Here is a 23,631-nt window from a genome sequence, read left to right on the forward strand (position 1 = left end):
TGTTTTTGTGCTTGATGAAAAGTGTGCTGACCATTAGAAGGCTGCGATGTATGCATCAAATGATGGCATATTCATGTGTTATTGTATGGTCTCATTGAGTGTTAGAGAGGGCGAGTATGGCTAAGTCATTACAAGAGCAGCTGCTAGGCGCTGGTCTGGTCGATAAAAAGAAAGCAAATAAGTTAAAAGCAGAGAAGTTGCAGCATAAGCAAAAAGTAAAAAAGGGTAAGGTGGTTGATCAAGGTGATGCCCAGCGCCAAGCCGAGCTCAAGAGGCAGCGTGAAGAAAAGGCGGCGAAAGATAAAGCGCTAAACTTAGAGCGTCAGCGAGAATTGGAGCAAAAGGCTATTCAGGGGCAAATCCGCCAAATGATTTTGCAAAATCGCATCCATAAGCAAGATGGTGAAATCGCTTATCACTTTACGGATCATAAAAAAGTGAAGAAACTCTACATCAGTCAAGGTATGCATGATGACCTAACGAAAGGACGTTTGGCCATTGTCGCTCTTGATGGTGCTTATGAATTTATTCCCGAGCCAGTGGCGGTCAAGATTAGTGAGCGTGATGCTGAGTGTATTCTGGTTTGTAACAATCGGATAGAGACTGTGGAGGATGAAGAAGATCCTTATGCAGACTTTCAGATTCCAGATGACCTCATGTGGTAACACCTAGAAGGTGGGGCGGAGTGAAAAATCAAGCTCAGCCTCATTTTCAATTGAGTTTGTATGTTATTGATTTTCTTATACTTCTTCATTATTTCTCTTTTTATCCTTCTTTTTTGACTCATCAACGAGCTTACTTTTCCCCTTTAACGGATTCTTTCCTTGGTTACTTCTTTATTGATAAAAACTATGATATTTAAATACTTGATTTGTAGTGCTTTTATTCACCATTTCCTGAATATGACTTTTTTATGAATAAAAGATGTAAACAAAAAAATTAAAATAAGGATAAATTGTGTAAATCGGTAAATCATTGTTGCCTATTTTCCAGGAATGTTTAGATTGTTTGACTGTTGCTTGCACATATCAAGCGCTCATAATAATGAACGCAATAACATCATCTATAAGGGAAAAATGAGAATGAAAAAATCACTTGTCGCTCTTGCAGTTTCTAGCGCTGCTTTTGCTTCTATTTCTGCTCAAGCTGCAGAAGACACGACGGTAGGCTTCTTTGGTAACATTCAATACGCATATGTTACGACAGATCCTGATTATGCTGAGGTTGGTAAGCCTTTGACTATCAATTCAACTAATGGTTTCAAAGATAACGGTTCGTCTTTTGGCTTTAAAGGTGAGTCTAAAATTAGCGATGCGACCACTGCTTATTTCTATGTGAAATACAAAATACCAGCAACTCGTAATGACGATACTGACAATGGTCTTAACATCACCATGGATAAAGCTTTTGTTGGTGTGAAAGGTGGTTTTGGTAACGTGAAAGTGGGTTCTTACGACAGCATCTATAACGACGCTATCCAAGATCCAATTGACCAATTAGAATGGATTGGTATGACGGACAACAAAACGTCTGCTAAAGGTAAGACCGTTGCTTACTTCTCACCAACAATCTCTGGTTTCCAAGTTCAGGTATCTGCTGGCCTAGGTGAAGATGATGGTAGTGGGAAAAAATCTATTGAGTCTAACAGCAATACTACCTACACAGGTGTTGTTAAATACTCTAACGACCTTGTAACGGTTGCTGTGGGGTATGACAGCCTAACAAACCAAAATAAAGCTATCCTAGGTGCTAAAAACGCTCTTGGTGATACTATGGGTATAACAGCAACGGTTATGCCGCTTGAAAATTTATCTGTGTCTGCTAAGTATGAAAAAACGACTGACGCAGATTCATCTGATGCGGGTCAAAAAGCTTTTGGTTTAGCAACTCGTTATGGCTATGGCATGGGTGATATGTACGCTTCTTACGAGAATGTTAACATGGGCAAAAACAATGCAAATAGAGTGAAATACGAAGGCGTTGGTGATTCCTATAATGAATATGCATTTGGTGTGACTTATAGCATCAACTCTTCTATGTATGTTTACACTGAGATCGGTCGTGTTGGTGTTAATGAAGCTAAAACCACCGCAATGGGTGTGACTTACAGCTTCTAATTAGAGAGGTTGTCTAGCCTAGAGAGTACTCTTTAGGCTGCTTTGATCTTGTTTACTCTAAGGCTTCTTTTTGGAGCCTTATGTTAAACAAGGTGTATAACAACATTATTCTTATAGATGGATAATGAGTAGTATTATGCGCTGGGCCTTTTTGGGTCTGGCGCTTTTTTTAGGTGGTCTGTTTCTATCAAATTGAATGTCTTTTTTAACGCTATGTCTAATCTAGTTTAAGAAAAATAGCCAACCTTCTCTCCCCAATAATATCTTGCATGGCTTGATGCTTGGTATTCATTTTTAACGCTGTCTAGTGTGTTTTTCGCAATTCTTCTCCCGTTTAGATTAATAAAATGCTGTCTTGTGCAATTCGTTGTCTTAGGTCTGCTATCAAGCCAGTTAAGTAAAGCTTCTCGAAAGTTATAGCAAAGTCTATCTCTTAATTCATTATAAAAGCAGGTGTCATCTAGAAAAGCGTTTCTGTCCGTCTTCTCTGTGATTTGTGCCATTAAATACTGTACTTCACTCTCTGAGGGCAGAGCATCTTCTAGCTTTTTGGAGTAATGGCTTTGTTCTGTCTCGAATAATGTTTTGACGCAAGGAGTGGTGCTTTTTTTGTGGCGATGGTCTGCATTACACACCATAGTGCTTTTCGTTTGATTCATCTTATTTAACTCTTTTTAAGGTGGATTATATTTTTCTAAGCAAGGCTTGTGCCATTCTTTTACACTCCCTAAACCTACTAACTTATTGTCTTCTCTTAAGTATTCTCTTGCTGTAGGCCGGTTTTATTGGCAGGTAATGAAAATGACGTGATATGGGCATAGGATTGCCGCTTTTTCTTGATTGTTATTTGAACAAAACGGTAAACTGAAGGTTTACTGACACTTGGTGATGCCGATGCTTAACATGGATTTCTCTCGATTAGTCTATGTCGATACAAACGCGACTGAGTGGGTGAGTAGTCCTCTTTCTGGGGTAGTTAGAAAACCTTTGGCGAGAGAGGAGGCGGAAAGAGGTCATGCGACGAGCCTTGTCTGTTATTCTCCAGGATCCATTTTTCGTCCTCACCCTCATCCATTAGGTGAGGAGATATTGGTTTTGGATGGCGTCTTTTCTGATGAGTCGGGGGATTATCATAAAGGAAGTTATTTTCGTAATCCCCCCGGTTCAAGTCATGCTCCCTATAGCAAACAGGGTTGCTTGCTATTAGTCAAGCTCCATCAATTCGCTCCGTTCGACCTAAATAATGTGTCTATTGATGCCTCTTTTATTTGGGATGAGGCTGAGCCAACCAGTGTAAAACTATATGAGTATGGCACAGAGCGTGTTTATCTGATTCGAGAGGATAATGTTTCAACACTCTTGAAATCGGTTGCCCCTGCTGCTTCTGCTGAACTGTTTGTTTTAGAAGGGCAAGCCGAATATGATGGTTTGTCCTTGAGGTCTGGCATGTGGCTAAGGTTGCCGGATTTTGACTTGAGTAAGTGGTTTGTTCAATCATCCTGTTTTTTTTGGCTTAAAACGGGACATTTTTAGTGGCTGCTTTGCAGAAAATTATTCTTTGAGTAAGAGTTTCCAATGAACTATATAATAGAAAAATCACCGAGAGTATCTTTGCCCATTAAGGGGCGTGATCAGCGCTATCCTGTTGCTCGTATTTATTGTGTTGGGCGAAATTATGCAGAGCATTCGAGGGAGATGGGGGACGATCCAGATCGTGATCCACCATTTTTCTTTTGTAAGGATGCCTCCTGTGTGGTCCCTGTTTTCTTTGATGAGGTAAATACCATTACTTATCCGTCGATGACCTCTCAACTTGAATATGAAGTAGAGTTGGTGGTGGCTTTGGGAAAAGGCGGCTCTAATCTGACGATGGAGCAAGCAAGCGATGCTGTTTTGGGGTATGCCGTTGGATTAGATATGACTAGGCGGGATCTACAATCCCAGGCGAAAAAGAAAGGTCGACCTTGGGAAATTGGTAAATCTTTTTCTCAGTCTGCGCCTATTAGTCCAATTTTTCTCAAACAAGATTTAGCTGCTGATGCCGTTTCTCACAGCCAAATTGCTCTAAAAGTGAATGGGGAAGTCAAGCAATCAAGTCATATTGCAAATCTTACTTGGTCCGTTGAAGAGGTAATCTGTAAGTTGTCAGAAGCCTTTGAGCTGCATCCAGGGGATTTAATTATGACTGGTACGCCTGAAAATGTAGGCTCGGTAATTGCTGGAGATGTGATGGAGGCGAGTGTAGAAGGGTTAGGTAGCGTTTCTGTAGAGGTGAAGGCTCCTTTTTGATTATCAATGATTGGGGTAAGCCGTCACTGTAGAATGTACCTTGATTGTGCTGGTTTAATTCATCGCTTTCTAGTAGCACAGGTCTGATGATATTAACTCGATGATTTTAATGGTTATTTATTAAAATCATCGAAGCGATTTTTGAGACTAATTGCTGTATTGTGATCTTTTTGTTGCAGCATATGGATGACGATTTCAGCGGTGCATAACCCCATTTGTTTTTGGTTTCGTCTCTTGGTGTATTCGGAGACTTTATTTTGGATTTCATAATGGGGAAATAATTTCAGGTAAGGGGATTGATTATACATTTTCCGTGCCTGCTGCCAGGTTCCATCTAGTATAATAATATTTTCGATGCTCTCTATGTTTGGTGGTTGTTTGTTGCTGTCTTCTTGAGGATAAAGCAATATGGTGTTGTCGATATCAAGATTTAAGATCTCCTCATTTGGTAAAACGCGTGACCATTCGATTATGCGACACTCACTGGTTAATGCTTCTTTCACGAGTTTGCCTGTCCCCGTTTTCTTTTTCTTCTCTTCACTATGTGTTAATAGCCAAATTTTCATTGAGTTTGATCCTTTTTGAATTCTTTAAGCCGAGGTTGTTTGTCCGTTAAGCCAGTTATATATATTAAATTATAAAACATATTAGTCTCATTTTTCTAAACTAAATGGTTACGTTTTTTAACAAACTATTCAAGCGTATATCTTCCATTTTATCTTGAACTCCTTATTATCAAATGACTGATGCGTGATATATGCCATTGTTCAATGGATTCAGTAGCTAAAAATTGCTAAAACCGTTTTAGGTTTTGATTGTAAAAGTAAACTGCTTTTTAGAGCAGCAGAAGTTTAGAAATGGGGTTGTTATGTCAGGTCAATTAGTTTCCGGTATTGTTAAATGGTTTAATGATGAAAAAGGGTTTGGCTTCATCGAGCGTGAGGATGGCCCAGATGTTTTTGTTCATTTTCGTGCTATTAATGGCACGGGCCGTCGTACGTTGCTGGAAGGTCAAAAAGTGTCTTTTGAAGTAACGCAAGGTCAAAAAGGCCCTCAGGCAGAAAACGTTTCTGTTATCTAAGTCTGAATCCAGTTCCTGAAAAAAACCATGCTATAACGCGTGGTTTTTTTATTTCCGCATTTTGTGTATCGTCACACCAATTGAAGTACTTTTCTCTTCATCGTTGAAATAATGAGTGCTCATTCTTCATTCTCGCTATTGTTTTGTTTGTTTTCATGAGGTGTTCGGCTTGACTGCTGTTTTATATTCTTTTCGGCGTTGTCCCTACGCTATTCGCGCTCGTTATGTATTAGCTTTAGTTGGTGTGAGAGTGGTATTACGTGAGGTTGTGCTCAAATCCAAACCGGAGGCGTTGCTTCGCTTAGGTGGCCGTTCTACTGTGCCACAATTAGTTGATAGCGATGATCAGCGTTATCCTGAGAGTCTGGACATCATTTTTTGGGCGTTAAGACATTGCTCAAACGATACGCTGAAGGAGACGCTATGGCATCGGCAGAGGGTGGGGCAGAATAAAATTATGGCATGGATTCAGTATAATGATCGCTTTTTTAAAAATTGGTTGGATCGCTATAAATACGCAGACCGATATCCAGAGCAAACGGAAGTTTATTATCGACAACAAGGTGAGCGATTCTTACAACGATTAGAAAATCGTTTAGCTAGATGTCGGTATTTATTAGGAGATAAGATGTCATTGGCCGATATCTGCTTGTTTCCTTTTGTGCGCCAGTTTGCAGCTGTGAATCAACAGTGGTTTGAGTCGTCGCGTTACTCTAATGTAAGGTCTTGGCTTTCCAGCTTTGTTGGAGGTGTCTTATTTCAGAATGTCATGACGAAATGGCCAGCTTGGGAAGAAGGTCAAGAGACCGTTTATTTCCCACCAGAGAAAATAGAGGGCTAGAGTGATTGCTTGTTAAGGATAAAAAAAGAGCTCATGGCTCTTTTTTTATCGCTTGTTGATCGGGTTAGTTTTTGTTTATTAAGCCAAAACTGATCCAATACCAGAACCCTGGATCGGCATCACTTGGTAATGGTATTGGAATGAAATGCCCCTTCTTGTCGACATAGGAGGAATGAGGATAGTTTTTTTTCAGAACCTCTAGGTTGGTGTTGGCTAAGAGAGGTAGGTGTAAATCATTATAGGATTGAATCGTGATGGCTAGCGCATCTTCTACCGATGTTGAGCTGGGATAATGGTCAATCACCACTTGTCCACGACGCAAAGCAGATAGAGGTGCTTGGCGCTTAAGGTAATAGCGAGCAACATCAATTTCATGGCGGGCAATGGTGTTGCGTAAAAAGATCATGCGTGCTTTTGCGTCTGGTGCGTATTTGCTTTTTGGGTAGCGGGAAAGGAAATCGGCAAACTCTTTAAACGCTTTTTGCAGATCACTTGTGTCGCGCTTACTTGGATCGCTATCTAGAAAGCGTTCTAGCAAGGTTTGGGAACCTGTAAAGGTTGATAAGGCTCGCATGTAGTAGGCATAGCCTAGGGCTTCACTGTCTGGATGGTCTTTAATGAAGCGCTCAGCGGTGGCGTGAGCCGACACATAATCCCCCGCGTTATACTGTGCATAAATAAGATCAAGCTCGGCGCGGGTGCTGTACTCACCAAAAGGGTAGCGGTTATCGAGATCTTTTAAGTATTTTACAGCTGTGGATGGTAGATCGTCGGCCAGTGCTTTTTGAGCTTTTTCATAATAAACATGCTCTGGAAGGTCTGGTGTTTGAACCTGAGTGCTAGAACAGGCGGCGATCAGCAAAGAAAAACTTGCGATTCCTGTGAATCGAAGCAACGAGTGATGAAATCCCATGTATAATCAAAACCTTGATATTGTGGTAAATTAGCCTCAATTGGCATGTTGTTGCGTTTTATGGCGAAAACAGTAATAGGCAAGATGCTAACGTTTTTTTCACTTTCAGTCACTATGATTAAATCATAAGGCTGAAAACAACCGATAAAAGTACATTGTATGGCAGAGCGCATAGTAAGAGAAGCCCAAGTCCCTTTTGAGTTGGGAGGGCATCGATTTGATCAGATAGCAGCAGAGCTGTTTAGCGACTACTCTCGATCTAGAATCAAAATCTGGATTAATGATGGAGCGCTATTGGTGGATGGTAAAGTCACCAAACCAAAAGAAAAGTTGTTTGGTGGTGAGCGAATGGTTTTAAATGTGGAGCTGGAAGATCAGGCCGAGCATGAAGCGCAAGCGATGCCGTTAGACATCGTCTATGAAGATGATGATATTATTGTGATTAATAAGCCTGCAGGGTTGGTTGTGCATCCTGCCGTGGGCAATCGCGATGGAACCTTGATGAATGCAATTTTGTATCATGCTCCTGAAACGGCTCATGTTCCTCGTGCTGGTATTGTCCATCGTTTGGATAAGGAAACGACGGGGTTGATGGTCGTCGCGAAAACACTGGCGGCGCAAACAGATCTAGTGGCACAACTGCAGGAACGCAGCATGGGGCGTGAATACGAAGCGATTACCATTGGAGAAATGACTGGTGGTGGCGTTGTCGACGAGCCTATCGGACGTCACCCCCACAACCGTCAAAAGCAAGCGGTTGAACCGGTTAATGGTAAGGATGCGGTGACCCATTACCGTCTGGTGCAGCGTTTTAAAAACCACACGCACATTCGTTTGAAATTGGAAACGGGCAGAACACACCAAATTCGTGTGCATATGGCATTTATACAATATCCGTTAGTGGGCGATCCGCAATATGGTGGTCGTTTGAAAATGCCTAAGGCCTGCTCGCCTGAGTTGCAAGAGGCGTTGCGTGGTTTTCGCCGACAAGCGTTGCACGCTAAAAGGTTGGAGCTATCCCATCCAGTAACAGGGGAATGGATGGCTTGGGAGGTGGATCTTCCTGATGATATGCAGCATTTGCTGGAAGCGCTTAAAAAGGACATGGTCGAGTCGGGAAGTGAAGACTCGGACTATTTTTAAGTAAGCAAAATCGACAAAGCAGCCTCGGCTGCTTTTTTCTTGTCTTGAAAGGATGCTTTAATAAAAGTGAAGCGGCTGAAGGTTAATGGGTTGGAGGTATTGTGTGAGTAACGTAGACCGTGAGTTAAGGGTATCGAATGGGGCGTTTCTTTCGCCATCATGGCCAGCACCGAAACAGGTTAAAGCCTTTGTCTCCACGCGTATTGGTGGTGTCAGTGAGTCGCCTTTTGATTCGCTAAATTTAGGGGCGCATGTTGGGGATGACATTGAGCATGTCAATGAGAATCGTCGCTTATTTGCTTTGTCGACAGGGATGCCGGATTCGATTCAATGGCTCAATCAAGTCCATGGTGTGACGGTGGCACATCTACCGTTCGATAGTGATATTGAAAGTGCGGATGCTGCGTTTACTCAGCAAAAGAATCAGGTGTGTGCCATATTAACGGCAGATTGTTTGCCCGTTTTCTTTTGTGATGAGGCGGGTCAAAGAGTAGCAGTGGCTCATGCCGGTTGGCGGAGTTTATGTGCAGGCGTGCTAGAAGAGACTCTGGCGTGTTTTGATGTTCCTGAAAAGGTCATGGTGTGGTTGGGTCCTGGGATAGGGGCCAATGCGTTTGAAGTGGGAGGAGAAGTTCGGGAGGCTTTTGTCGCTGTGCAGTCGCAAGCTGAGCAGGCGTTTACCGCCAAAGAAAACGGTAAATGGCTGGGAGATTTGTATCTGATTGCCAAACAACGTCTTGCTGCTAAAGGTGTTGTCCAAGTCTATGGAGGGGATCATTGCACCTTTACTGAGTCGTCACTTTTTTATTCTTTTCGGCGTGATGGGCAAACAGGGCGCATGGCATCCGTTATTTGGTTTGAAACTTAATAAGACCGATTTATTGATGGGTGTCAAAAAAATGACACTCCCTCATTGAAAAGCAAATAAGCGTACCTATTAAGGTTGTAGCTATCGTATTTTTCTATTTACAATGAGGACGTTCCTATGCGAATTGACCGTTTAACAAGCAAGCTACAACTGGCTCTTTCTGATGCGCAGTCCATCGCGCTTGGCCAAGACCATTCCTATATCGAATCTATTCACTTGATGATGGCGTTGTTGGATCAACAGGGCGGCAGTACTCGTCCTATTCTCCAGCAAGCTGGTGTTCAAGTCGCCAAATTTCGTGAAAGCCTAAACGAGTTACTGACTCGTCTTCCTATCGTCAGTGATCATGATGGTAACGTACAAATGTCACCGGAATTGGGTCGCCTTCTCAATCTTGCGGATAAAGAAGCGCAAAAGCGTAAAGACCAGTACATTTCGTCGGAATTAGTTTTGATGGCCATGTTTGATGGTAAAGATGATCTTGCTAAAGCGTTGAAAGCGACGGGTGTAACCAAAGCGGATATTGCTTCCGTGATCGACCATGTCCGTGGCGGGGATTCTGTGAATGACCCCAATGCAGAGGAGAATCGCCAAGCGCTGGATAAGTATACCGTGGATTTAACGGCCCGTGCGGCGGAAGGTAAATTGGATCCTGTGATTGGGCGGGACGATGAAATTCGTCGTACCATTCAGGTTCTACAGCGTCGCCGTAAAAATAACCCTGTATTAATTGGTGAGCCTGGGGTGGGTAAGACCGCTATTGTCGAGGGGTTGGCCCAGCGAATTATCAATGCTGAGGTGCCAGAAGGTTTAAAAAATAAGCGTGTCTTAGCTCTTGATATGGGGTCTTTGATTGCCGGTGCCAAATACCGAGGTGAGTTTGAAGAGCGGCTAAAAGCCGTATTGAGTGAGCTTTCAAAGCAAGAAGGTCAAGTCATCCTCTTTATTGATGAGATTCATACCATGGTGGGTGCGGGTAAATCCGAAGGTTCTATGGATGCTGGGAATATGTTAAAGCCTGCTCTAGCACGCGGTGAGCTTCACTGTGTGGGGGCGACTACATTGGATGAATACCGTCAGTATATTGAAAAAGACGCAGCACTGGAGCGTCGTTTCCAAAAAGTCTTAGTGGAAGAGCCAAGTGTGTTGGACTCCATTGCTATCTTACGTGGCCTAAAAGAGCGCTACGAAGTGCACCACGGTGTGGACATTACTGATTCGGCTATCATTGCGGCGGCTAAGTTATCTCAGCGTTACATCACTGATCGTCAGTTGCCTGATAAGGCGATTGATTTGATTGATGAAGCGGCAAGTCGCATCCGTATGGAGATGGATTCTAAGCCAGAAAACATGGATCGCTTAGAGCGTCGCTTGATTCAATTGAAGATTGAGCAAGAAGCCTTGAAGAAAGAAAAAGACAAGGCTTCAAAACAGCGTCTAGAAGAGCTTGAGTCTGAAATTGATGTGTTGCAAAAGCAATATTCAGATTTAGAAGAAATCTGGAATGCGGAGAAAGCGGCGGTTCAAGGTGCGCAGAAACTCAAAGAAGACTTGGAAGCCGTGAGGCAAGAGATGGAGGAGGCACGTCGTAATGGTAACTTGGCGAAAATGTCTGAGTTGCAATACGGTGTTATTCCTATGTTGGAAGCGGAAATCGACAAAGCCAGTAAGGCAGAAGAGCAGCAGTCGGAGACTAAGTTGCTTAGGAATCGAGTCACAGAAGAAGAGATTGCAACAGTGGTCTCTCGCTGGACAGGTATTCCCGTTGATAGGATGCTGGAGGGCGAACGTGATAAATTGCTTCGTATGGAAGATGCATTGCATGAATCGGTTATTGGTCAAGATGAGGCGGTTCAGGCGGTGTCTAATGCGGTAAGGCGCTCTCGATCAGGTTTGGCTGACCCTAACCGCCCAAATGGCTCTTTTCTCTTTCTAGGGCCTACTGGTGTTGGTAAAACCGAGCTTTGTAAGTCATTGGCTAGGTTCTTGTTTGATACAGAGCAGGCCATGGTGCGCATTGATATGTCGGAATTTATGGAGAAGCACTCCGTTGCTCGATTAATTGGTGCGCCCCCAGGTTATGTTGGGTATGAAGAAGGTGGTTATTTAACGGAAGCGGTTCGTCGTCGTCCCTACTCTGTATTGCTACTGGATGAAATAGAGAAGGCGCATCCCGATGTCTTTAATATTTTGCTACAAGTATTAGATGATGGACGTTTGACAGACGGACAAGGCAGAACGGTTGACTTTAGAAATACCGTTGTGGTGATGACTTCCAACCTGGGGTCGGATGTCATTCAGGAGTATCGTTCAGATGATCAGTATGAAGAGATTAAATCTAAGGTTATGGACGTGGTGGGAATGCATTTCCGTCCAGAGTTTATTAACCGTATCGATGAGACGGTGGTCTTCCATCAGTTAATGCAGTCGCAAATTAAGGGTATTGCCAAAATTCAGTTGCTGCATCTCAACGAGCGGTTGGCTGAAATGGGTATGACGCTAACGCTTTCAGAGGCGGCTTCAGACCGTTTGGCGGAAGTGGGCTACGATCCTATTTATGGCGCAAGACCTTTAAAACGGGCGATTCAGCAGTGGATTGAAAACCCGCTAGCCAATGAATTATTGTCTGGGCATTTTGTTACGGGGGATAATATTGTTGCTGATGTAGAGGGTGAGCAGATCGTGTTTGCCAAAGGTCAGCTCTTGCAATAGAGGTTGCTAGACTCGGATATAAAAAGCCCTGTTATCTTTTGGTAACAGGGCTTTTTTCTTTTGAAATATTAGAAGTGAACAAAAGCCCCAATGAAGGCGCCTTTGAAATCCGCTTTTACATCACGATTATCGATGTCGTTCAGGTCCATGGAAATAGCGCGATATCCGCCTTCTAGACCGACAAAGAAAGGTGTTTCATATTTCACTTTTAATGTGGTGTCGGTAATGCTTGTGCCGCCATAACCACCTGCTTTTACTTCCCCACCAAAAGATAGGTTGGTACCTGGTAATGTCACAAAAGCGGAAGCATAACCTAATGGTTGAGTATCGGATAGGTCATGTTTATTACCGTTAATAGTAGCAGAGCCATCAATTTTTCGTAATGAAATGCCAGCATCAAAGTCTAACCAGAATAGACCGTCTAAGAAGCGGTAATAAAGTGTGTAGTCTGTGTTGGATAAATCTAGCTTAGCAGGGCTTGAGCCTATGCTGCCATCTGCTTTTAAAGAGACATGTTGTAAGCGAATGTTTGGGATCAATGGAATGGGATGATCCAAGGCGATACCAAAATAAGCACCTGTCTTGCCATCAAGATCCATTGGGCTGCTTGCATTGCCGTGTGTGGCGTATTTAGCATCGCTAACATCTGGTGAGAAAGCACCAGCTTCAGCGGTCACACCAAGAAAATCCGCGTTGGCGGCGCCAGCAAATAAAAGAGTAGAGAAAAGAAGCGCTTTTTTCATAATTGTGCATCCATAGATCATAAAAGACGGTTTGAGGTCATTATAGATCTTTAGAATACAAAATCCAGTCGAATAAGGAGCAAATTAGGTAAGAGGTAAAAAAATATGACGACACTATGTGCCTTTATGAGGGACTTATGCGAGAACTTATATTGGCTGGGGTAGCTGGATTCGAACCAACGCATGACGGGATCAAAACCCGTTGCCTTACCGCTTGGCTATACCCCATCAATTTTTATTGGTGGCTATGACTAGATTCGAACTAGTGACCCCATCATTATGAGTGATGTGCTCTAACCAACTGAGCTACATAGCCTGAAAGAGAGTGGCTGGGGTAGCAGGATTCGAACCTACGCATGACGGGATCAAAACCCGTTGCCTTACCGCTTGGCTATACCCCAATCGCCTGATTGTTGGTGGCTATGACTAGATTCGAACTAGTGACCCCATCATTATGAGTGATGTGCTCTAACCAACTGAGCTACATAGCCGTTCGTCTGTATGGCTGGGGTAGCAGGATTCGAACCTACGCATGACGGGATCAAAACCCGTTGCCTTACCGCTTGGCTATACCCCAACAGACTGACACAGAAACAAATTTTCTAAAAAGATACTCTGTCTCTGTGGCGCGATATTATTCATATAACCCGTTAACGGGTCAAGTGTTTTGTTGAAAACTTTTTAAAAAATCAAACGTTAAAGCGAAAGTGCATGACATCGCCGTCTTTGACAATGTATTCCTTTCCTTCTAGGCGCCACTTACCCGCTTCCTTGGCACCGCTCTCGCCTTTGTATTGAATGAAATCGCTATAACCAACGACTTCTGCACGGATAAAGCCTTTTTCAAAGTCTGTGTGGATCACACCAGCGGCTTGTGGCGCGGTTGCGCCTTGCTTGATAGTCCAAGCACGTACTTCTTTTACGCCTGCTGTAAAGTAGGTCTGAAGGTCTAGGAGCTCATAACCAGCGCGGATCACTCGATCCAGTCCTGGCTCTTCCATTCCCATCTCGTCTAGAAACTCTTGCATCTCTTCGGTGTCTAGTTCTGAGATCTCTGCTTCAAGCTGGTTGCAGATAGGGACGACCATGGCGCCTTCTGCTTCAGCGATGTCACGGACTTGATCTAGATAAGGGTTGTTCTCAAATCCGTCCTCAGCGACGTTAGCAATGTACATGGTGGGTTTCGTTGTCAAAAGGTGAAGCAGTTTTACCTCTTTCTTTTGATCGTCGGTCAGTTGCATAGAACGTACAGGCTGACCATTCTCCAAGTGTTCTTTAATACTTTCCAAGAAAGCTTTGTGAGCAATGGCTTCTTTGTTGCCGCTTTTGGCATTTTTCGCGGTGCGTAAAAGTTGTTTGTCGATGGATTCAATATCGGCAAAAATCAACTCAAGATTGATGACTTCAATGTCTAGTTTTGGGTTTACATGGTTAGAAACATGAATAACGTTCTCATCTTCAAAACAACGAACAACATGGGCAATGGCATCGGTTTCACGAATGTTGGCAAGGAATTTGTTCCCCAACCCCTCACCTTTAGAGGCACCTTCCACTAGCCCAGCAATGTCTACAAACTCCATGGTAGTGGCCAATACGCGTTCAGGCTTTACGATTTCTGCTAAAGCATCTAATCGTGGGTCTGGCATTGCGACCACACCAGCATTGGGTTCAATGGTACAAAATGGAAAGTTTTCTGCGCCAATGCCCGCTTTGGTTAGCGCATTAAAAAGAGTCGATTTACCAACGTTGGGTAACCCAACGATGCCGCAATTAAAACCCATAGTGAGATTCCTGAATAATTAAGTGATTATGCTTTAAAACTGTGCAGCTGATTCATAACAGTATTGAGATTGCCACCGACAATATCATCAATATAACGCAAAGATTCATCAATCGTTTGCTCTATTTTGCGGTATTCATCTGGGGAGGCTTTTTTTAGAACGTAATTCGCAACTTGGCCAGCGTGACCTGGATGGCCGATACCAATTCGCAGGCGGCCAAATTCTCGATTATTAGCCAGCCTGGCAATGATGTCTTTTAAGCCATTATGACCACCATGACCACCGCCTTTTTTGAGTTTGGCTGTACCAGGTGGAATGTCGAGTTCATCATGAATGACGAGTATTTGTTCTGGAGGAATTTTATAGAATTGGCAAACCGCTTGAACGGCTTTACCGCTTAAATTCATATAGGTGGTGGGAATCAGTAGGTAACATTCTTCACCAGCTATAGAAACTTTGCCAAATTGACCAAAAAACTTCTTTTCAGTACGTAAAGAGCATTGGCTCTGACGAGCCAATGCTTCAATCCATTGAGCGCCTGCATTATGACGAGTATTCTCGTATTCGCTACCTGGGTTACCCAGACCAACTAATAATTTGAAACCTGTCACAATGCCACCTTCAATATCTTAACGTTTTGACTTGTCGATACGACCGATTGGTTGGTCGTGGTCTTCGCCTTTAAGCAATGCTACCAACTCAACACCTTCAGGAAGAATCGCATCAGATAGGTGGAAAATCTGACCTAGCTGACCGTCGATAGTGTCAACAACCAATTCAGTAGGAAGGTTTGCGGGAAGGCAGCGAACTTCTGCTAATTTTGCTTCAACTGTCAAACGACCACCTTGGCTCTTAACACCTTCGCTTTTTGCAGCGTTGATGAATTTAAGAGGAACACGAGTCGTGATGGTTTTGTCTTCAGAAACGCGAAGAAGGTCGATGTGCATAACGTCACCAGTAGAAGGGTGGCGTTGAAGCGCTTTAACGATCACTTTTTCAGCCGAACCTTCAACGACAACTTCAACAACGCTAGTCAAAAAGCCTGGTGTGCCCACTGCTTTAAATACTTCGTTGTCTTTCATTGCAACAGATTTTGGCTCGACGCCAGCGCCATAGATAACAGCAGGCACTAGGCCTTCGTTACGAAGGCGGCGGCTCGCACCTTTACCTTCATTAGTACGTGCAACGGCATTAATAGATAATGTCATGATAATTTCCTAGTTAATAATAAATGGTGCCCAGAACTGCGACCCGTTCCGAGCGTTAGTGTTTGGTTTAGGCCCCAAACATGGCACTGATAGACTCTTCGTTGCAGACGCGACGAACAGCTTCCGCCAAAATGTCAGACATCGACAATTGGCGTATTTGAGGGCAGTTTTGCGCCTCTTGTGTCAATGGGATGGTATCAGTCACGACCAACTCATCAAGCACGGAATTTTTAATGTTTTCAATAGCTTTGCCAGAAAGGACAGGGTGAGTGCAGTAAGCAAGTACTTTGGCGGCACCGTGTTCTTTTAAGGCTTTTGCAGCGGCGCATAAAGTGCCGCCCGTATCACACATATCATCAATCAATACGCATGTTTTACCTTCTACGTCACCGATCAAGTGCATGATCTGTGCTTCATTCGCGCGTGGACGACGCTTATCGATAATGGCTAAGTCCGCATCATCTAGTAACTTTGCAAAAGCGCGAGCTCGTACTACACCGCCTACATCTGGCGAGACGACGGCGATGTTTTCATGACCTTGGCGTTGTAGATCATCGAGCAACAATGGTGTGGCATAAACGTTATCAACAGGAATATCAAAAAAACCCTGTATTTGGTCGGCGTGAAGGTCCACGGTCAACACCCGATTAATACCAACAGCGGAAATCATATCCGCAACCACTTTGGCTGTAATGGGAACCCGGGCAGATCGTACGCGACGGTCTTGACGGGCGTACCCAAAATAAGGGACAACAGCGGTCACTCGGCTTGCAGAGGCACGACGCAGTGCATCGGCCATGACAATTAATTCCATCAGGTTGTCGTTACTTGGTGCACATGTGGACTGGATAATAAAAACGTCTTTACCTCGTACGTTTTCATTGATCTCGACCGTAATCTCACCGTCACTGAATTTACCTACGGTGGCATTCCCAATAGGCAGACCGAGTCGGCGAACCACCCTGCGAGCGAGTTCAGGGTTGGCATTACCGGTAAAAACCATCAACTTGGACACTGTGTATACCCTTTATATTTTGTAGCGATGAACATAGATTGGCTGGGGAGATTCGTTTAAAAGTGTTTATTATCCCCTGTTTCGCTCAATCCACTGGTTTAATGCGTAGTGAGTTGGGGAAAGGTTGCAGCCCTGACAAACCCAAGCCTGCCATTTTTCGGGAGTCAACGCTTTTACTCGTTCAGCGTCCTGCTTATTGTTAAATGCAATAAACAAACAAGCCCCCGTTCCAGTCAACTTAGCATCGCCATGATTTTTCAACCATAAATAGGCTTCATCGACCTGCGGATTGTGTTTTCTTACAACATTTAAACAGTCATTATGCCCACCCAGCTTCAAGGCGTGCGATATTTTGATCGGAGGGGTGTCTCTTGTCAAATATTTATCGGTAAAAATTTGACCAGTTGCCACGTGACAGTTGGGTTTTAATAACAAAAAATACGGCGTTTCCAATTCGACCTTCTGAAGACGCTCGCCAACGCCCTCGGCAAAGGCGGAATGTCCCATGACAAAGACAGGTACATCCGCTCCTAGCTGCAGCCCGATTTCAGCCAATTCAGATAGTGATAAATGGCATTCCCAAAGGGTGTTTAGGGCAAGTAATGTGGTCGCCGCGTTGGAGCTTCCTCCGCCAATGCCTCCCCCCATAGGAAGTTGCTTTTCAAGAAAAATATTCGCGCCAAGGGACATATCTTGGCGGTGTTTTTTGAGCAGTGATGCCGCCTTGTAAATAAGGTTATCTTCCGGTGCGACCCCTTCAATAGCGGGGGATAGGCGAATGGTATTGTCATGGTTTACTGCAAAGGTTAGCTGATCGCATAGGTCAATAATTTGAAACAGGGTTTGAAGGTCATGATAACCATTCTTTCGCTGACCGATGATGTGTAAAAAAAGATTGAGTTTCGCGGGAGAGGGCAACTTCATAATAACTACTGAACCGTCCAATCGGTGATAATTAAGTTAACACGGTAAGGAGGACGTGACACCTGCATGGTTTGTGGCAGTTGTAAGCCTTCTACCTCAGAGAATTTTTTGTAGGTGATTGTCCAGCCATCTTGCTGTAATTGTTCAAGAAGGTGCGTTTTGGGGTTACGTTTTGACTGGTAGGGTGTATACGGGTAAGGCAATCCGCGCATCCAATAGGTGACTTGATTTACTGGAAACTCCCAACCAAGCTTTTGCTTCAGTAACGATGCGGCGTCTTTGCCAACGATGGTTTTATCTTCATAGGCTAAAGTGACTTTTTTACCGTTCACACCGCTCAATTTGGTGGCACCTTGGCCAAAAGGACCGTATATATTGAGGGAGAATTCCGTTGGGCTTTCATGCCAATTAAAATTTCCTGAAACAGCGTCATCGGGGGTACGAATACCGACTCTTCCTTCCGTATCCCACTGGGTAATCGCTTGAACACTTTTTGGAGCGGGTGGCTTTGGAGTCGTTTGAAACATGCTACAAGCCGATAGTAAGCTGGCAATAACTGTGATGGCGAAAAAACGCAAGATCATTGTGTACTGTCCTTTTTCTGAAGTGTGACGTGTTTCTCAATAAGTGAAGGATTGAGACGTTTGATAGTGTCCATGAGTAAAGGTGATGATTGACGTATTTGTAGAGCCTGTTGCCATATGTTATCTGCTTGTGAGTAATGTTTTTGTTGCCATAAAGACTCCCCTAAGTGAGCCGCAATGTCTGAGTCTGGATACAATTGCCAAGCTTGTTTTAGGTAATGGGTCGCTTGTCTTAATTTGCCTTGCATGAAATAGCCCCACCCTAAGCTATCAACAATCGCTGGATCTTTCGGATCATATTTATAAGCCTTTTGAATGTAGCTCATCGCTTGTTGTGTGTTCGGGCTTCGAGTTAATAAGGTATAGCCTAGAGCATTTAAATATTGAGGGTTGTTTGGCTCTTTAGATAGTAAAATTTTCAGCTCTTTGACGGTGTCGTGCCAGTGGTTCATGCTTTCTGCTAAAAGGGCTTTGTGGTATCGCAAGGCATTGGATTGAGGGTATTTTTTCAGGGCTTCGCTGAGTAGTTGCCAAGACAAATCAGGACGATGCTTTTCTTCATGAAGTTGGCTGATTGCGGTGACAACGTCTGAAATATATTGATGCGGCGTGCGATCCAACACCATTTTGTTAATGTCTTTTGGTCTTCCTTCATCGTACATCCATAGTGCCATTTGGTTGGTGGCGCTGTTGAGTAGAGCGCCTTGGACATTCTGCATGGCTTGGATAGCGGCTTTTTTCTTACCTGTTTGATAGAGTGCCGTCGCTTTTAGGTAGAGGATTTGATCCTGCAATCCGTAATGCTTAATAGGTAAGCGATTTAGCGTCTCAAAGGCAAGCTGTGGATGGTGATTGGTGAGTAAGGTGTTGCTGTAGCGAATACCTGCTTGGACCCGTTCTAGCGGTGAAAGTTTTGCTGTCTGGTAGACATGTTCAGATTGTTTTAATTGCTTTGTTTGCACTAAGAAATTCAGTAATGGGGTAATGATTTGGGGTTCGCTCGGGTACTTAGTAAAGCCTTTTTCTAAGGTTTGAATGGCTTTATTTCGGTTACCTAATTGATCTTGACTATAAGCAAGAATCAAATAGATAGGCGCTTTATGTAGGTCGTTGTTTGCTGATATAAGTGTCTTCGCCAGCGCAGCGGACTCTGTGTAATGTCCTTGACTAAAAAGTAGGCGAGCTTTGGTCGCTTGAATAAATTCATTTTGCTTGATTTGAGCAGGTAACAAGACAAGTGTGTCAGATAAGGTGCCCATTATCTCATTGGAACGAATGTTTTCATCCGCGTAGACAGGTAAAAAATCAAGCTTAACGTTATGTCGTACGGCCTCCTCTAATAAATTCGCCGCGTCTTTAGCGCGTTGGGATTGCGCTAACACTTGAAACTTGAGGGCATAGGCTTGCTGATCCTGTGGTGTAATGGACATGATCAAGTCAGCACTTTTTTCGATGTCTTGTTTATTTTGAGTCGCTGCAGCAATACGCAGCAAATGTTCTGCCAATGCTGTGTTTCGGGTTTGTTTAGTGAGTTTATAAAAAGGTCCAAAGGCTTTCTCTGTGCCTTCTCGTTGTAGAGTGAATTCTGCTTCCAATACGGCTTTTAAATATTTGTCACTGATTTGTGCTGTTGTATCTTTAGCTGCTTTGAGTGGTCCATTCGTAGTGTTTTTTGCTGTGCCTGTGGCGCTGTCTTTATTTGTCGCATTTTGGTGTGTGTCTGATGGCGATGCCGAATTTTGGCGCTCTTGTCCTGCATTTTGTTGGGAAGCGGGTAGTTGACTGCAGCCTAAAAGCGTTAACGTACTCATAATTAATAGGCAAGAGGATAGCGATCTTAGGGGTGTGTATTTCGACGAAACTTTTGTTGCGTTGTGCAAATATAATGGCATGTGCGTTCCTGGTGCGAAATTCATAATGTCCTTATGGTATCTTTAGCTGTAAACGATGTCAGTACTTAACTATAAACTAATCCTATTACATTTATTGATTCTATGGGGTGCGAAAATAAGCGAATTCCTCGTATAATGTGTGTTCTTTATGTAAAGAGTCGTGTGGGGTGTTTGTTCCTCCTTTCCTGATCTTGATGTCCCGACCTTTGAGAAGAGTTTCTTAATGTCACTAATTACTGTGGGTGTGAACCACAAAACAGCGCCAGTTGCGATTCGTGAGCGTGTTGCTTTTGCTCCCGAAAAAATGATTGATGCTTTGTCGTCTTTAGTTTCTGGAAAAAAAGCGTCAGAAGCCGTGATCGTCTCTACATGTAATCGTACAGAATTGTACTGTTCCATCGACAATGATACCGATGTAGAAAAGATTGTCCGTTGGCTAAGTGAATATCATCAAATTGATTTTGAAGAGCTTAAGCCATATTGCTACGCTCATCTTAACGATGACAGCGTACGCCACATTATGCGCGTTGCATCAGGGTTGGATTCGTTGATTCTTGGTGAGCCGCAAATTTTGGGACAGGTCAAATCCGCTTACGCGGTGTCTCAAGAAGGTGAGTGCATTGGGCCAGATTTACAGTCTCTTTTTCAACGAACCTTTTCTGTTGCTAAACGGGTACGCACCGATACGGCCATTGGCGAAAACCCGGTCTCTATTGCGTTTGCTGCGGTCAGTTTGGCTCAGCGTATTTTTGCCGATGTCAGGGAAAATACGGCATTGCTCATTGGCGCGGGTCAAACCATTGAGCTGGTGGCACGACATCTAAAAGAGCAAGGTGTGAAGCGTATTATTGTTGCGAACCGCACTTTAGCTAGGGCTCAGTGTTTGGCTGATGAGCTGGGCGCTGAAGCTATTTTACTGGGTGACATCGGCGATCATTTACATGATGCGGATATCGTTATTTCTTCAACGGCGAGCCAGTTGCCTATTATTGGCAAAGGATTGGTTGAAAAAGCGATATCAAAACGCCGTTTTGCTCCCATGTTGTTAATTGATATTGCTGTGCCCAGAGACATTGAACCGGAAGTTGAGGAGGTGAGCGATGCCTATCTTTACACGGTCGATGATTTGCATTCAGTGATTGAAGAAAATGTGCGGGCAAGGCAAGATGCCGCACAAGCTGCCGAGTTGATCATTGAGGAAGGCGTTGATACATTCCGACGTTCAGTCGAATCGAGAAAAGTGTCGGATTTAATTGTGCAATACCGGCGCTCGGCGGATGAAATAAAAAACGCAGAATTAGAAAAAGCATTGAAAGGTTTGGAATCCGGTCAATCGCCAGAGCAGGTGATCAATAAACTTGCACATGGTTTGATGAATAAATTGATTCATTCCCCGACGCGTTATTTACGGGATGCCGGAGCCGAATCAAACCAAGAAGCCTTAACCATTGCCGCAAATGTATTGGGCATAAATGAAGATAAAGACAATTAAAAATGAAAGATTCGATCAAGTTTAAGTTAGAAAGTTTGTCTGATCGCTATGATGAATTGGCCGCTTTATTAAGTGATGCCGAGGTGATTATGGATCAGGATCTATTCCGCTCATACTCGAAAGAGTATGCCGAGCTGGAACCTGTGGTGAATTGTTTTAACGAGTACCAGCAAGTGGAAGAGAATTTAGCGGAAGCTGAGCTGATGATGACGGATCCAGATCCTGATATTAAAGAAATGGGGGTAGAGGAGATAAAGTCTGGCGAGCAACAAAAAGAGCAGTTGCAGTTGGCTTTACAAAAATTATTGTTGCCGAAGGACCCAAATGACTCGCGCAACGTCTTTCTAGAAGTGCGCGCAGGAACGGGGGGCGATGAAGCCTCCATCTTCTCTGGTGATTTATTTCGTATGTATTCTCGTTACGCAGAGACGCAGCGCTGGAAAGTCGAAATCATTAGTGCAAGTGATGGTGAGCATGGTGGCTATAAAGAGATTATTGCGCGCATAGTGGGTGATGGTGCGTATTCCAAACTGAAATTTGAGTCTGGTGTACACCGAGTACAGCGAGTGCCAGCCACTGAATCCCAAGGTCGTATTCATACTTCTGCCTGTACTGTGGCTATTATGCCAGAAATGGATGAGGTCGCGGACATTGTGATCAATAAAAACGATTTACGTATAGATACTTTCCGTGCTTCTGGTGCGGGCGGTCAGCACGTTAACAAAACCGACTCAGCGATTCGTTTGACCCACATCCCCACTGGGGTGGTGGTGGAATGTCAAGAAGAGCGCTCGCAACATAAAAACCGTGCTAAAGCCATGTCACTTCTGGCTTCTCGTTTATTAGCGGCGGAACAAGAGAAAGCGGCAAGCGAGCAATCTGAAACGCGTAAATCTTTAGTGGGCAGTGGCGACCGCTCCGAGCGTATCCGAACCTATAACTACCCTCAAGGTCGCGTTACCGATCACCGTATTAATTTAACTCTGTATAAATTAGATGAGATCGTAACGGGTGATCTGGATGTGCTGATTAATCCGCTTGTCAGTGAATTCCAGGCAGAGCAGTTAGCCGCTCTAAGTGGCGATAATTAATGACTGAGTTGCGAATTGATGAACTCCTGAAAGGCGCTTACGAGCGCCTTCGTTTTGTGTCCGATAGCGCGCAATTGGATGCTCAGTTGTTATTAGCTCATGTCTTAGGTGTGACCACCGCCTACTTTTATACTTGGCCAGACAAGTTGCTTGATGAAAAGGCGTTGGCAGAGTTTGATAAACTGCTAAAAAGGCGAGAGCAGGGTGAGCCGGTTGCCTATTTAATTAAGCAACAGGCATTCTGGTCGTTATCGTTAGAAGTGGCACCTTGCACTTTGATTCCAAGAGCAGACACGGAATGCTTAGTTGAAACGGCATTATCGCTTATTAACCCTGGTGAAAACTTGCGGATTTTGGACTTAGGCACTGGCACAGGAGCCATTGCTTTGGCGCTAGCGTCGGAATGCCCTAATGCTCAAGTGATGGGTGTTGATCTAATTGATGAGGCGGTAGCGCTTGCTAAGCGTAACGCGAAAAAAAATCAGCTGACGGTCGATTTTCGGCAAAGTTGTTGGTTTAGCGTATTGGAAGGTAGTGAGCCGGAAAGTCATGAGTTGTTTGATTTGATCGTCTCCAACCCTCCCTATATTGATCCTAATGATGCGCATTTATCGCAAGGGGATGTGCGCTTTGAACCTAAAAGCGCACTGGTTGCGGGGAATCATGGTCTTGCGGATATTGAGCATATTATCGAGACTGCGCCGCGCTTTCTTAAGGTTGGGGCCTATTTGTTGTTAGAGCATGGTTATGATCAATCGCAAGCGGTACAAGCCTTGTTTGAAGCAAAAGGATATGGTTGTATTAAGACGTATCAAGATTTGGGTGGAAACGACAGGGTGACGGTAGGTTGCAGAGAAAGTTAGAGAGAAGAGTTCTAATATAGAAGACCTACTATCGCCACGCCCTAGTTCTTGCTCACGATGCAATTGATGGAGAA

At 43.9% G+C, this 23,631-nt stretch carries 23 protein-coding genes and 5 tRNA genes; 12 read left to right on the forward strand and 16 right to left on the reverse strand.

Annotated features, from left to right (window positions below; translation table 11 throughout):
- Positions 1-116: 116 nt before the first annotated feature.
- The gene (locus AC0VYG_RS05500; RefSeq protein WP_475431324.1) at positions 117-665 is read left to right on the forward strand and encodes a DUF2058 domain-containing protein; all 549 of its coding nucleotides are present in this window, start codon (positions 117-119) and stop codon (positions 663-665) included.
- 417 nt (positions 666-1,082) lie between these two features.
- Entirely contained in the window at positions 1,083-2,117 is a 1,035-nt protein-coding gene (locus AC0VYG_RS05505; RefSeq protein ID WP_475431325.1) for a porin, read from the forward strand.
- A 227-nt stretch (positions 2,118-2,344) separates the two neighbouring features.
- Here AC0VYG_RS05505 and AC0VYG_RS05510 read toward each other — a convergent pair whose 3' ends face one another.
- Complete coding sequence (locus AC0VYG_RS05510) at positions 2,345-2,776, reverse strand: hypothetical protein (RefSeq protein WP_475431326.1); 432 nt, start codon at positions 2,774-2,776, stop codon at positions 2,345-2,347.
- 235 nt (positions 2,777-3,011) lie between these two features.
- Between AC0VYG_RS05510 and AC0VYG_RS05515 the strand changes: the two genes are divergently transcribed.
- Together AC0VYG_RS05515 and AC0VYG_RS05520 are read left to right on the forward strand one after the other, a co-directional pair.
- Positions 3,012-3,650, forward strand: a complete 639-nt coding sequence (locus tag AC0VYG_RS05515) for a cupin domain-containing protein (protein ID WP_475431327.1) — start codon at positions 3,012-3,014, stop codon at positions 3,648-3,650.
- A 42-nt stretch (positions 3,651-3,692) separates the two neighbouring features.
- A complete protein-coding gene (locus AC0VYG_RS05520) occupies positions 3,693-4,406 on the forward strand; it encodes a fumarylacetoacetate hydrolase family protein (protein ID WP_475431328.1) in 714 nt (237 codons plus the stop codon).
- 113 nt (positions 4,407-4,519) lie between these two features.
- Here AC0VYG_RS05520 and AC0VYG_RS05525 read toward each other — a convergent pair whose 3' ends face one another.
- Positions 4,520-4,972, reverse strand: a complete 453-nt coding sequence (locus AC0VYG_RS05525) for a DTW domain-containing protein (RefSeq protein ID WP_475431329.1) — start codon at positions 4,970-4,972, stop codon at positions 4,520-4,522.
- Between the two features lie 302 nt (positions 4,973-5,274).
- On the opposite strand from AC0VYG_RS05525, the gene AC0VYG_RS05530 reads away from it, so the two are divergent.
- Positions 5,275-5,487 (forward strand): cold-shock protein, encoded by a 213-nt coding sequence (locus tag AC0VYG_RS05530; protein ID WP_475431330.1) that lies wholly within the window; start codon positions 5,275-5,277, stop codon positions 5,485-5,487.
- Between the two features lie 169 nt (positions 5,488-5,656).
- Entirely contained in the window at positions 5,657-6,328 is a 672-nt protein-coding gene (locus AC0VYG_RS05535) for a glutathione S-transferase (protein WP_475431331.1), read from the forward strand.
- Between the two features lie 64 nt (positions 6,329-6,392).
- Here AC0VYG_RS05535 and AC0VYG_RS05540 read toward each other — a convergent pair whose 3' ends face one another.
- Positions 6,393-7,241 carry an outer membrane protein assembly factor BamD gene (locus AC0VYG_RS05540; RefSeq protein ID WP_475431332.1) on the reverse strand — a complete coding sequence of 283 codons (849 nt, stop codon included), beginning with the start codon at positions 7,239-7,241 and terminating at the stop codon, positions 6,393-6,395.
- A gap of 159 nt (positions 7,242-7,400) precedes the next feature.
- Here AC0VYG_RS05540 and rluD point away from each other — a divergent pair, with 159 nt between their 5' ends.
- From rluD to clpB, 3 genes are all read left to right on the forward strand, one after another.
- Positions 7,401-8,384, forward strand: a complete 984-nt coding sequence (rluD, locus tag AC0VYG_RS05545; protein WP_475431333.1) for a 23S rRNA pseudouridine(1911/1915/1917) synthase RluD — start codon at positions 7,401-7,403, stop codon at positions 8,382-8,384.
- 103 nt (positions 8,385-8,487) lie between these two features.
- Positions 8,488-9,252, forward strand: a complete 765-nt coding sequence (pgeF, locus tag AC0VYG_RS05550) for a peptidoglycan editing factor PgeF (RefSeq protein ID WP_475431334.1) — start codon at positions 8,488-8,490, stop codon at positions 9,250-9,252.
- Positions 9,253-9,369: 117 nt separating this feature from the next.
- The gene (gene clpB, locus AC0VYG_RS05555) at positions 9,370-11,964 is read left to right on the forward strand and encodes an ATP-dependent chaperone ClpB (protein ID WP_475431335.1); all 2,595 of its coding nucleotides are present in this window, start codon (positions 9,370-9,372) and stop codon (positions 11,962-11,964) included.
- A 68-nt stretch (positions 11,965-12,032) separates the two neighbouring features.
- Here clpB and AC0VYG_RS05560 read toward each other — a convergent pair whose 3' ends face one another.
- The 13 genes from AC0VYG_RS05560 to AC0VYG_RS05620 all read right to left on the reverse strand — a co-directional run bounded on the left by AC0VYG_RS05560 (position 12,033) and on the right by AC0VYG_RS05620 (position 20,030).
- The gene (locus AC0VYG_RS05560; RefSeq protein WP_475431336.1) at positions 12,033-12,707 is read right to left on the reverse strand and encodes a TIGR04219 family outer membrane beta-barrel protein; all 675 of its coding nucleotides are present in this window, start codon (positions 12,705-12,707) and stop codon (positions 12,033-12,035) included.
- Between the two features lie 153 nt (positions 12,708-12,860).
- Positions 12,861-12,935 (reverse strand) — tRNA-Gln (locus tag AC0VYG_RS05565).
- 11 nt (positions 12,936-12,946) lie between these two features.
- A tRNA-Met gene (locus AC0VYG_RS05570) sits at positions 12,947-13,023 on the reverse strand.
- Positions 13,024-13,033: 10 nt separating this feature from the next.
- Positions 13,034-13,108: transfer RNA gene (locus AC0VYG_RS05575), tRNA-Gln, on the reverse strand.
- A gap of 13 nt (positions 13,109-13,121) precedes the next feature.
- Positions 13,122-13,198 (reverse strand) — tRNA-Met (locus AC0VYG_RS05580).
- Between the two features lie 11 nt (positions 13,199-13,209).
- Positions 13,210-13,284 (reverse strand) — tRNA-Gln (locus AC0VYG_RS05585).
- Between the two features lie 112 nt (positions 13,285-13,396).
- The gene (gene ychF / locus AC0VYG_RS05590) at positions 13,397-14,488 is read right to left on the reverse strand and encodes a redox-regulated ATPase YchF (RefSeq protein ID WP_475431337.1); all 1,092 of its coding nucleotides are present in this window, start codon (positions 14,486-14,488) and stop codon (positions 13,397-13,399) included.
- Between the two features lie 26 nt (positions 14,489-14,514).
- Positions 14,515-15,099, reverse strand: a complete 585-nt coding sequence (gene pth / locus AC0VYG_RS05595) for an aminoacyl-tRNA hydrolase (RefSeq protein WP_475431338.1) — start codon at positions 15,097-15,099, stop codon at positions 14,515-14,517.
- A gap of 18 nt (positions 15,100-15,117) precedes the next feature.
- Positions 15,118-15,696: a 50S ribosomal protein L25/general stress protein Ctc gene (locus AC0VYG_RS05600; RefSeq protein WP_475431339.1), complete on the reverse strand. Its 579-nt coding sequence runs from the start codon at positions 15,694-15,696 to the stop codon at positions 15,118-15,120.
- A gap of 67 nt (positions 15,697-15,763) precedes the next feature.
- Positions 15,764-16,711, reverse strand: a complete 948-nt coding sequence (locus AC0VYG_RS05605; RefSeq protein ID WP_067017068.1) for a ribose-phosphate diphosphokinase — start codon at positions 16,709-16,711, stop codon at positions 15,764-15,766.
- 69 nt (positions 16,712-16,780) lie between these two features.
- Entirely contained in the window at positions 16,781-17,635 is an 855-nt protein-coding gene (ispE, locus tag AC0VYG_RS05610; RefSeq protein WP_475431340.1) for a 4-(cytidine 5'-diphospho)-2-C-methyl-D-erythritol kinase, read from the reverse strand.
- 5 nt (positions 17,636-17,640) lie between these two features.
- The gene (gene lolB / locus AC0VYG_RS05615) at positions 17,641-18,219 is read right to left on the reverse strand and encodes a lipoprotein insertase outer membrane protein LolB (RefSeq protein ID WP_475431341.1); all 579 of its coding nucleotides are present in this window, start codon (positions 18,217-18,219) and stop codon (positions 17,641-17,643) included.
- Positions 18,216-20,030, reverse strand: a complete 1,815-nt coding sequence (locus AC0VYG_RS05620; RefSeq protein ID WP_475431342.1) for a tetratricopeptide repeat protein — start codon at positions 20,028-20,030, stop codon at positions 18,216-18,218. The genes lolB and AC0VYG_RS05620 overlap by 4 nt, the downstream gene beginning before the upstream one ends.
- Before the next feature lie 304 nt (positions 20,031-20,334).
- Between AC0VYG_RS05620 and hemA the strand changes: the two genes are divergently transcribed.
- The 3 genes from hemA to prmC are packed head-to-tail and all read left to right on the forward strand — an operon-like array spanning position 20,335 to position 23,557.
- Positions 20,335-21,603 carry a glutamyl-tRNA reductase gene (gene hemA, locus AC0VYG_RS05625; RefSeq protein WP_475431343.1) on the forward strand — a complete coding sequence of 423 codons (1,269 nt, stop codon included), beginning with the start codon at positions 20,335-20,337 and terminating at the stop codon, positions 21,601-21,603.
- 2 nt (positions 21,604-21,605) lie between these two features.
- Positions 21,606-22,694, forward strand: coding sequence for a peptide chain release factor 1 (gene prfA / locus AC0VYG_RS05630; RefSeq protein ID WP_475431344.1), 1,089 nt, complete (start codon positions 21,606-21,608; stop codon positions 22,692-22,694).
- Entirely contained in the window at positions 22,694-23,557 is an 864-nt protein-coding gene (gene prmC / locus AC0VYG_RS05635) for a peptide chain release factor N(5)-glutamine methyltransferase (RefSeq protein ID WP_475431345.1), read from the forward strand. The genes prfA and prmC overlap by 1 nt, the downstream gene beginning before the upstream one ends.
- The last annotated feature ends 74 nt before the right edge of the window (positions 23,558-23,631 follow it).

This window comes from Marinomonas sp. 63XJN7_7_ISO-PGPR-S23-202, assembly GCF_056173505.1.

Coding starts and splice junctions, on each gene's coding strand:
- AC0VYG_RS05500 (WP_475431324.1), top strand. CDS start 117: ATGGCTAAGTCATTACAAGAGCAGCTGCTAGGCGCTGGTCTGGTCGAT.
- AC0VYG_RS05505 (WP_475431325.1), top strand. CDS start 1,083: ATGAAAAAATCACTTGTCGCTCTTGCAGTTTCTAGCGCTGCTTTTGCT.
- AC0VYG_RS05510 (WP_475431326.1), bottom strand. CDS start 2,776: ATGAATCAAACGAAAAGCACTATGGTGTGTAATGCAGACCATCGCCAC.
- AC0VYG_RS05515 (WP_475431327.1), top strand. CDS start 3,012: ATGCTTAACATGGATTTCTCTCGATTAGTCTATGTCGATACAAACGCG.
- AC0VYG_RS05520 (WP_475431328.1), top strand. CDS start 3,693: ATGAACTATATAATAGAAAAATCACCGAGAGTATCTTTGCCCATTAAG.
- AC0VYG_RS05525 (WP_475431329.1), bottom strand. CDS start 4,972: ATGAAAATTTGGCTATTAACACATAGTGAAGAGAAGAAAAAGAAAACG.
- AC0VYG_RS05530 (WP_475431330.1), top strand. CDS start 5,275: ATGTCAGGTCAATTAGTTTCCGGTATTGTTAAATGGTTTAATGATGAA.
- AC0VYG_RS05540 (WP_475431332.1), bottom strand. CDS start 7,241: ATGGGATTTCATCACTCGTTGCTTCGATTCACAGGAATCGCAAGTTTT.
- rluD (WP_475431333.1), top strand. CDS start 7,401: ATGGCAGAGCGCATAGTAAGAGAAGCCCAAGTCCCTTTTGAGTTGGGA.
- clpB (WP_475431335.1), top strand. CDS start 9,370: ATGCGAATTGACCGTTTAACAAGCAAGCTACAACTGGCTCTTTCTGAT.
- AC0VYG_RS05560 (WP_475431336.1), bottom strand. CDS start 12,707: ATGAAAAAAGCGCTTCTTTTCTCTACTCTTTTATTTGCTGGCGCCGCC.
- ychF (WP_475431337.1), bottom strand. CDS start 14,488: ATGGGTTTTAATTGCGGCATCGTTGGGTTACCCAACGTTGGTAAATCG.
- AC0VYG_RS05600 (WP_475431339.1), bottom strand. CDS start 15,696: ATGACATTATCTATTAATGCCGTTGCACGTACTAATGAAGGTAAAGGT.
- ispE (WP_475431340.1), bottom strand. CDS start 17,635: ATGAAGTTGCCCTCTCCCGCGAAACTCAATCTTTTTTTACACATCATC.
- lolB (WP_475431341.1), bottom strand. CDS start 18,219: ATGATCTTGCGTTTTTTCGCCATCACAGTTATTGCCAGCTTACTATCG.
- AC0VYG_RS05620 (WP_475431342.1), bottom strand. CDS start 20,030: ATGAGTACGTTAACGCTTTTAGGCTGCAGTCAACTACCCGCTTCCCAA.
- hemA (WP_475431343.1), top strand. CDS start 20,335: ATGTCACTAATTACTGTGGGTGTGAACCACAAAACAGCGCCAGTTGCG.
- prfA (WP_475431344.1), top strand. CDS start 21,606: ATGAAAGATTCGATCAAGTTTAAGTTAGAAAGTTTGTCTGATCGCTAT.
- prmC (WP_475431345.1), top strand. CDS start 22,694: ATGACTGAGTTGCGAATTGATGAACTCCTGAAAGGCGCTTACGAGCGC.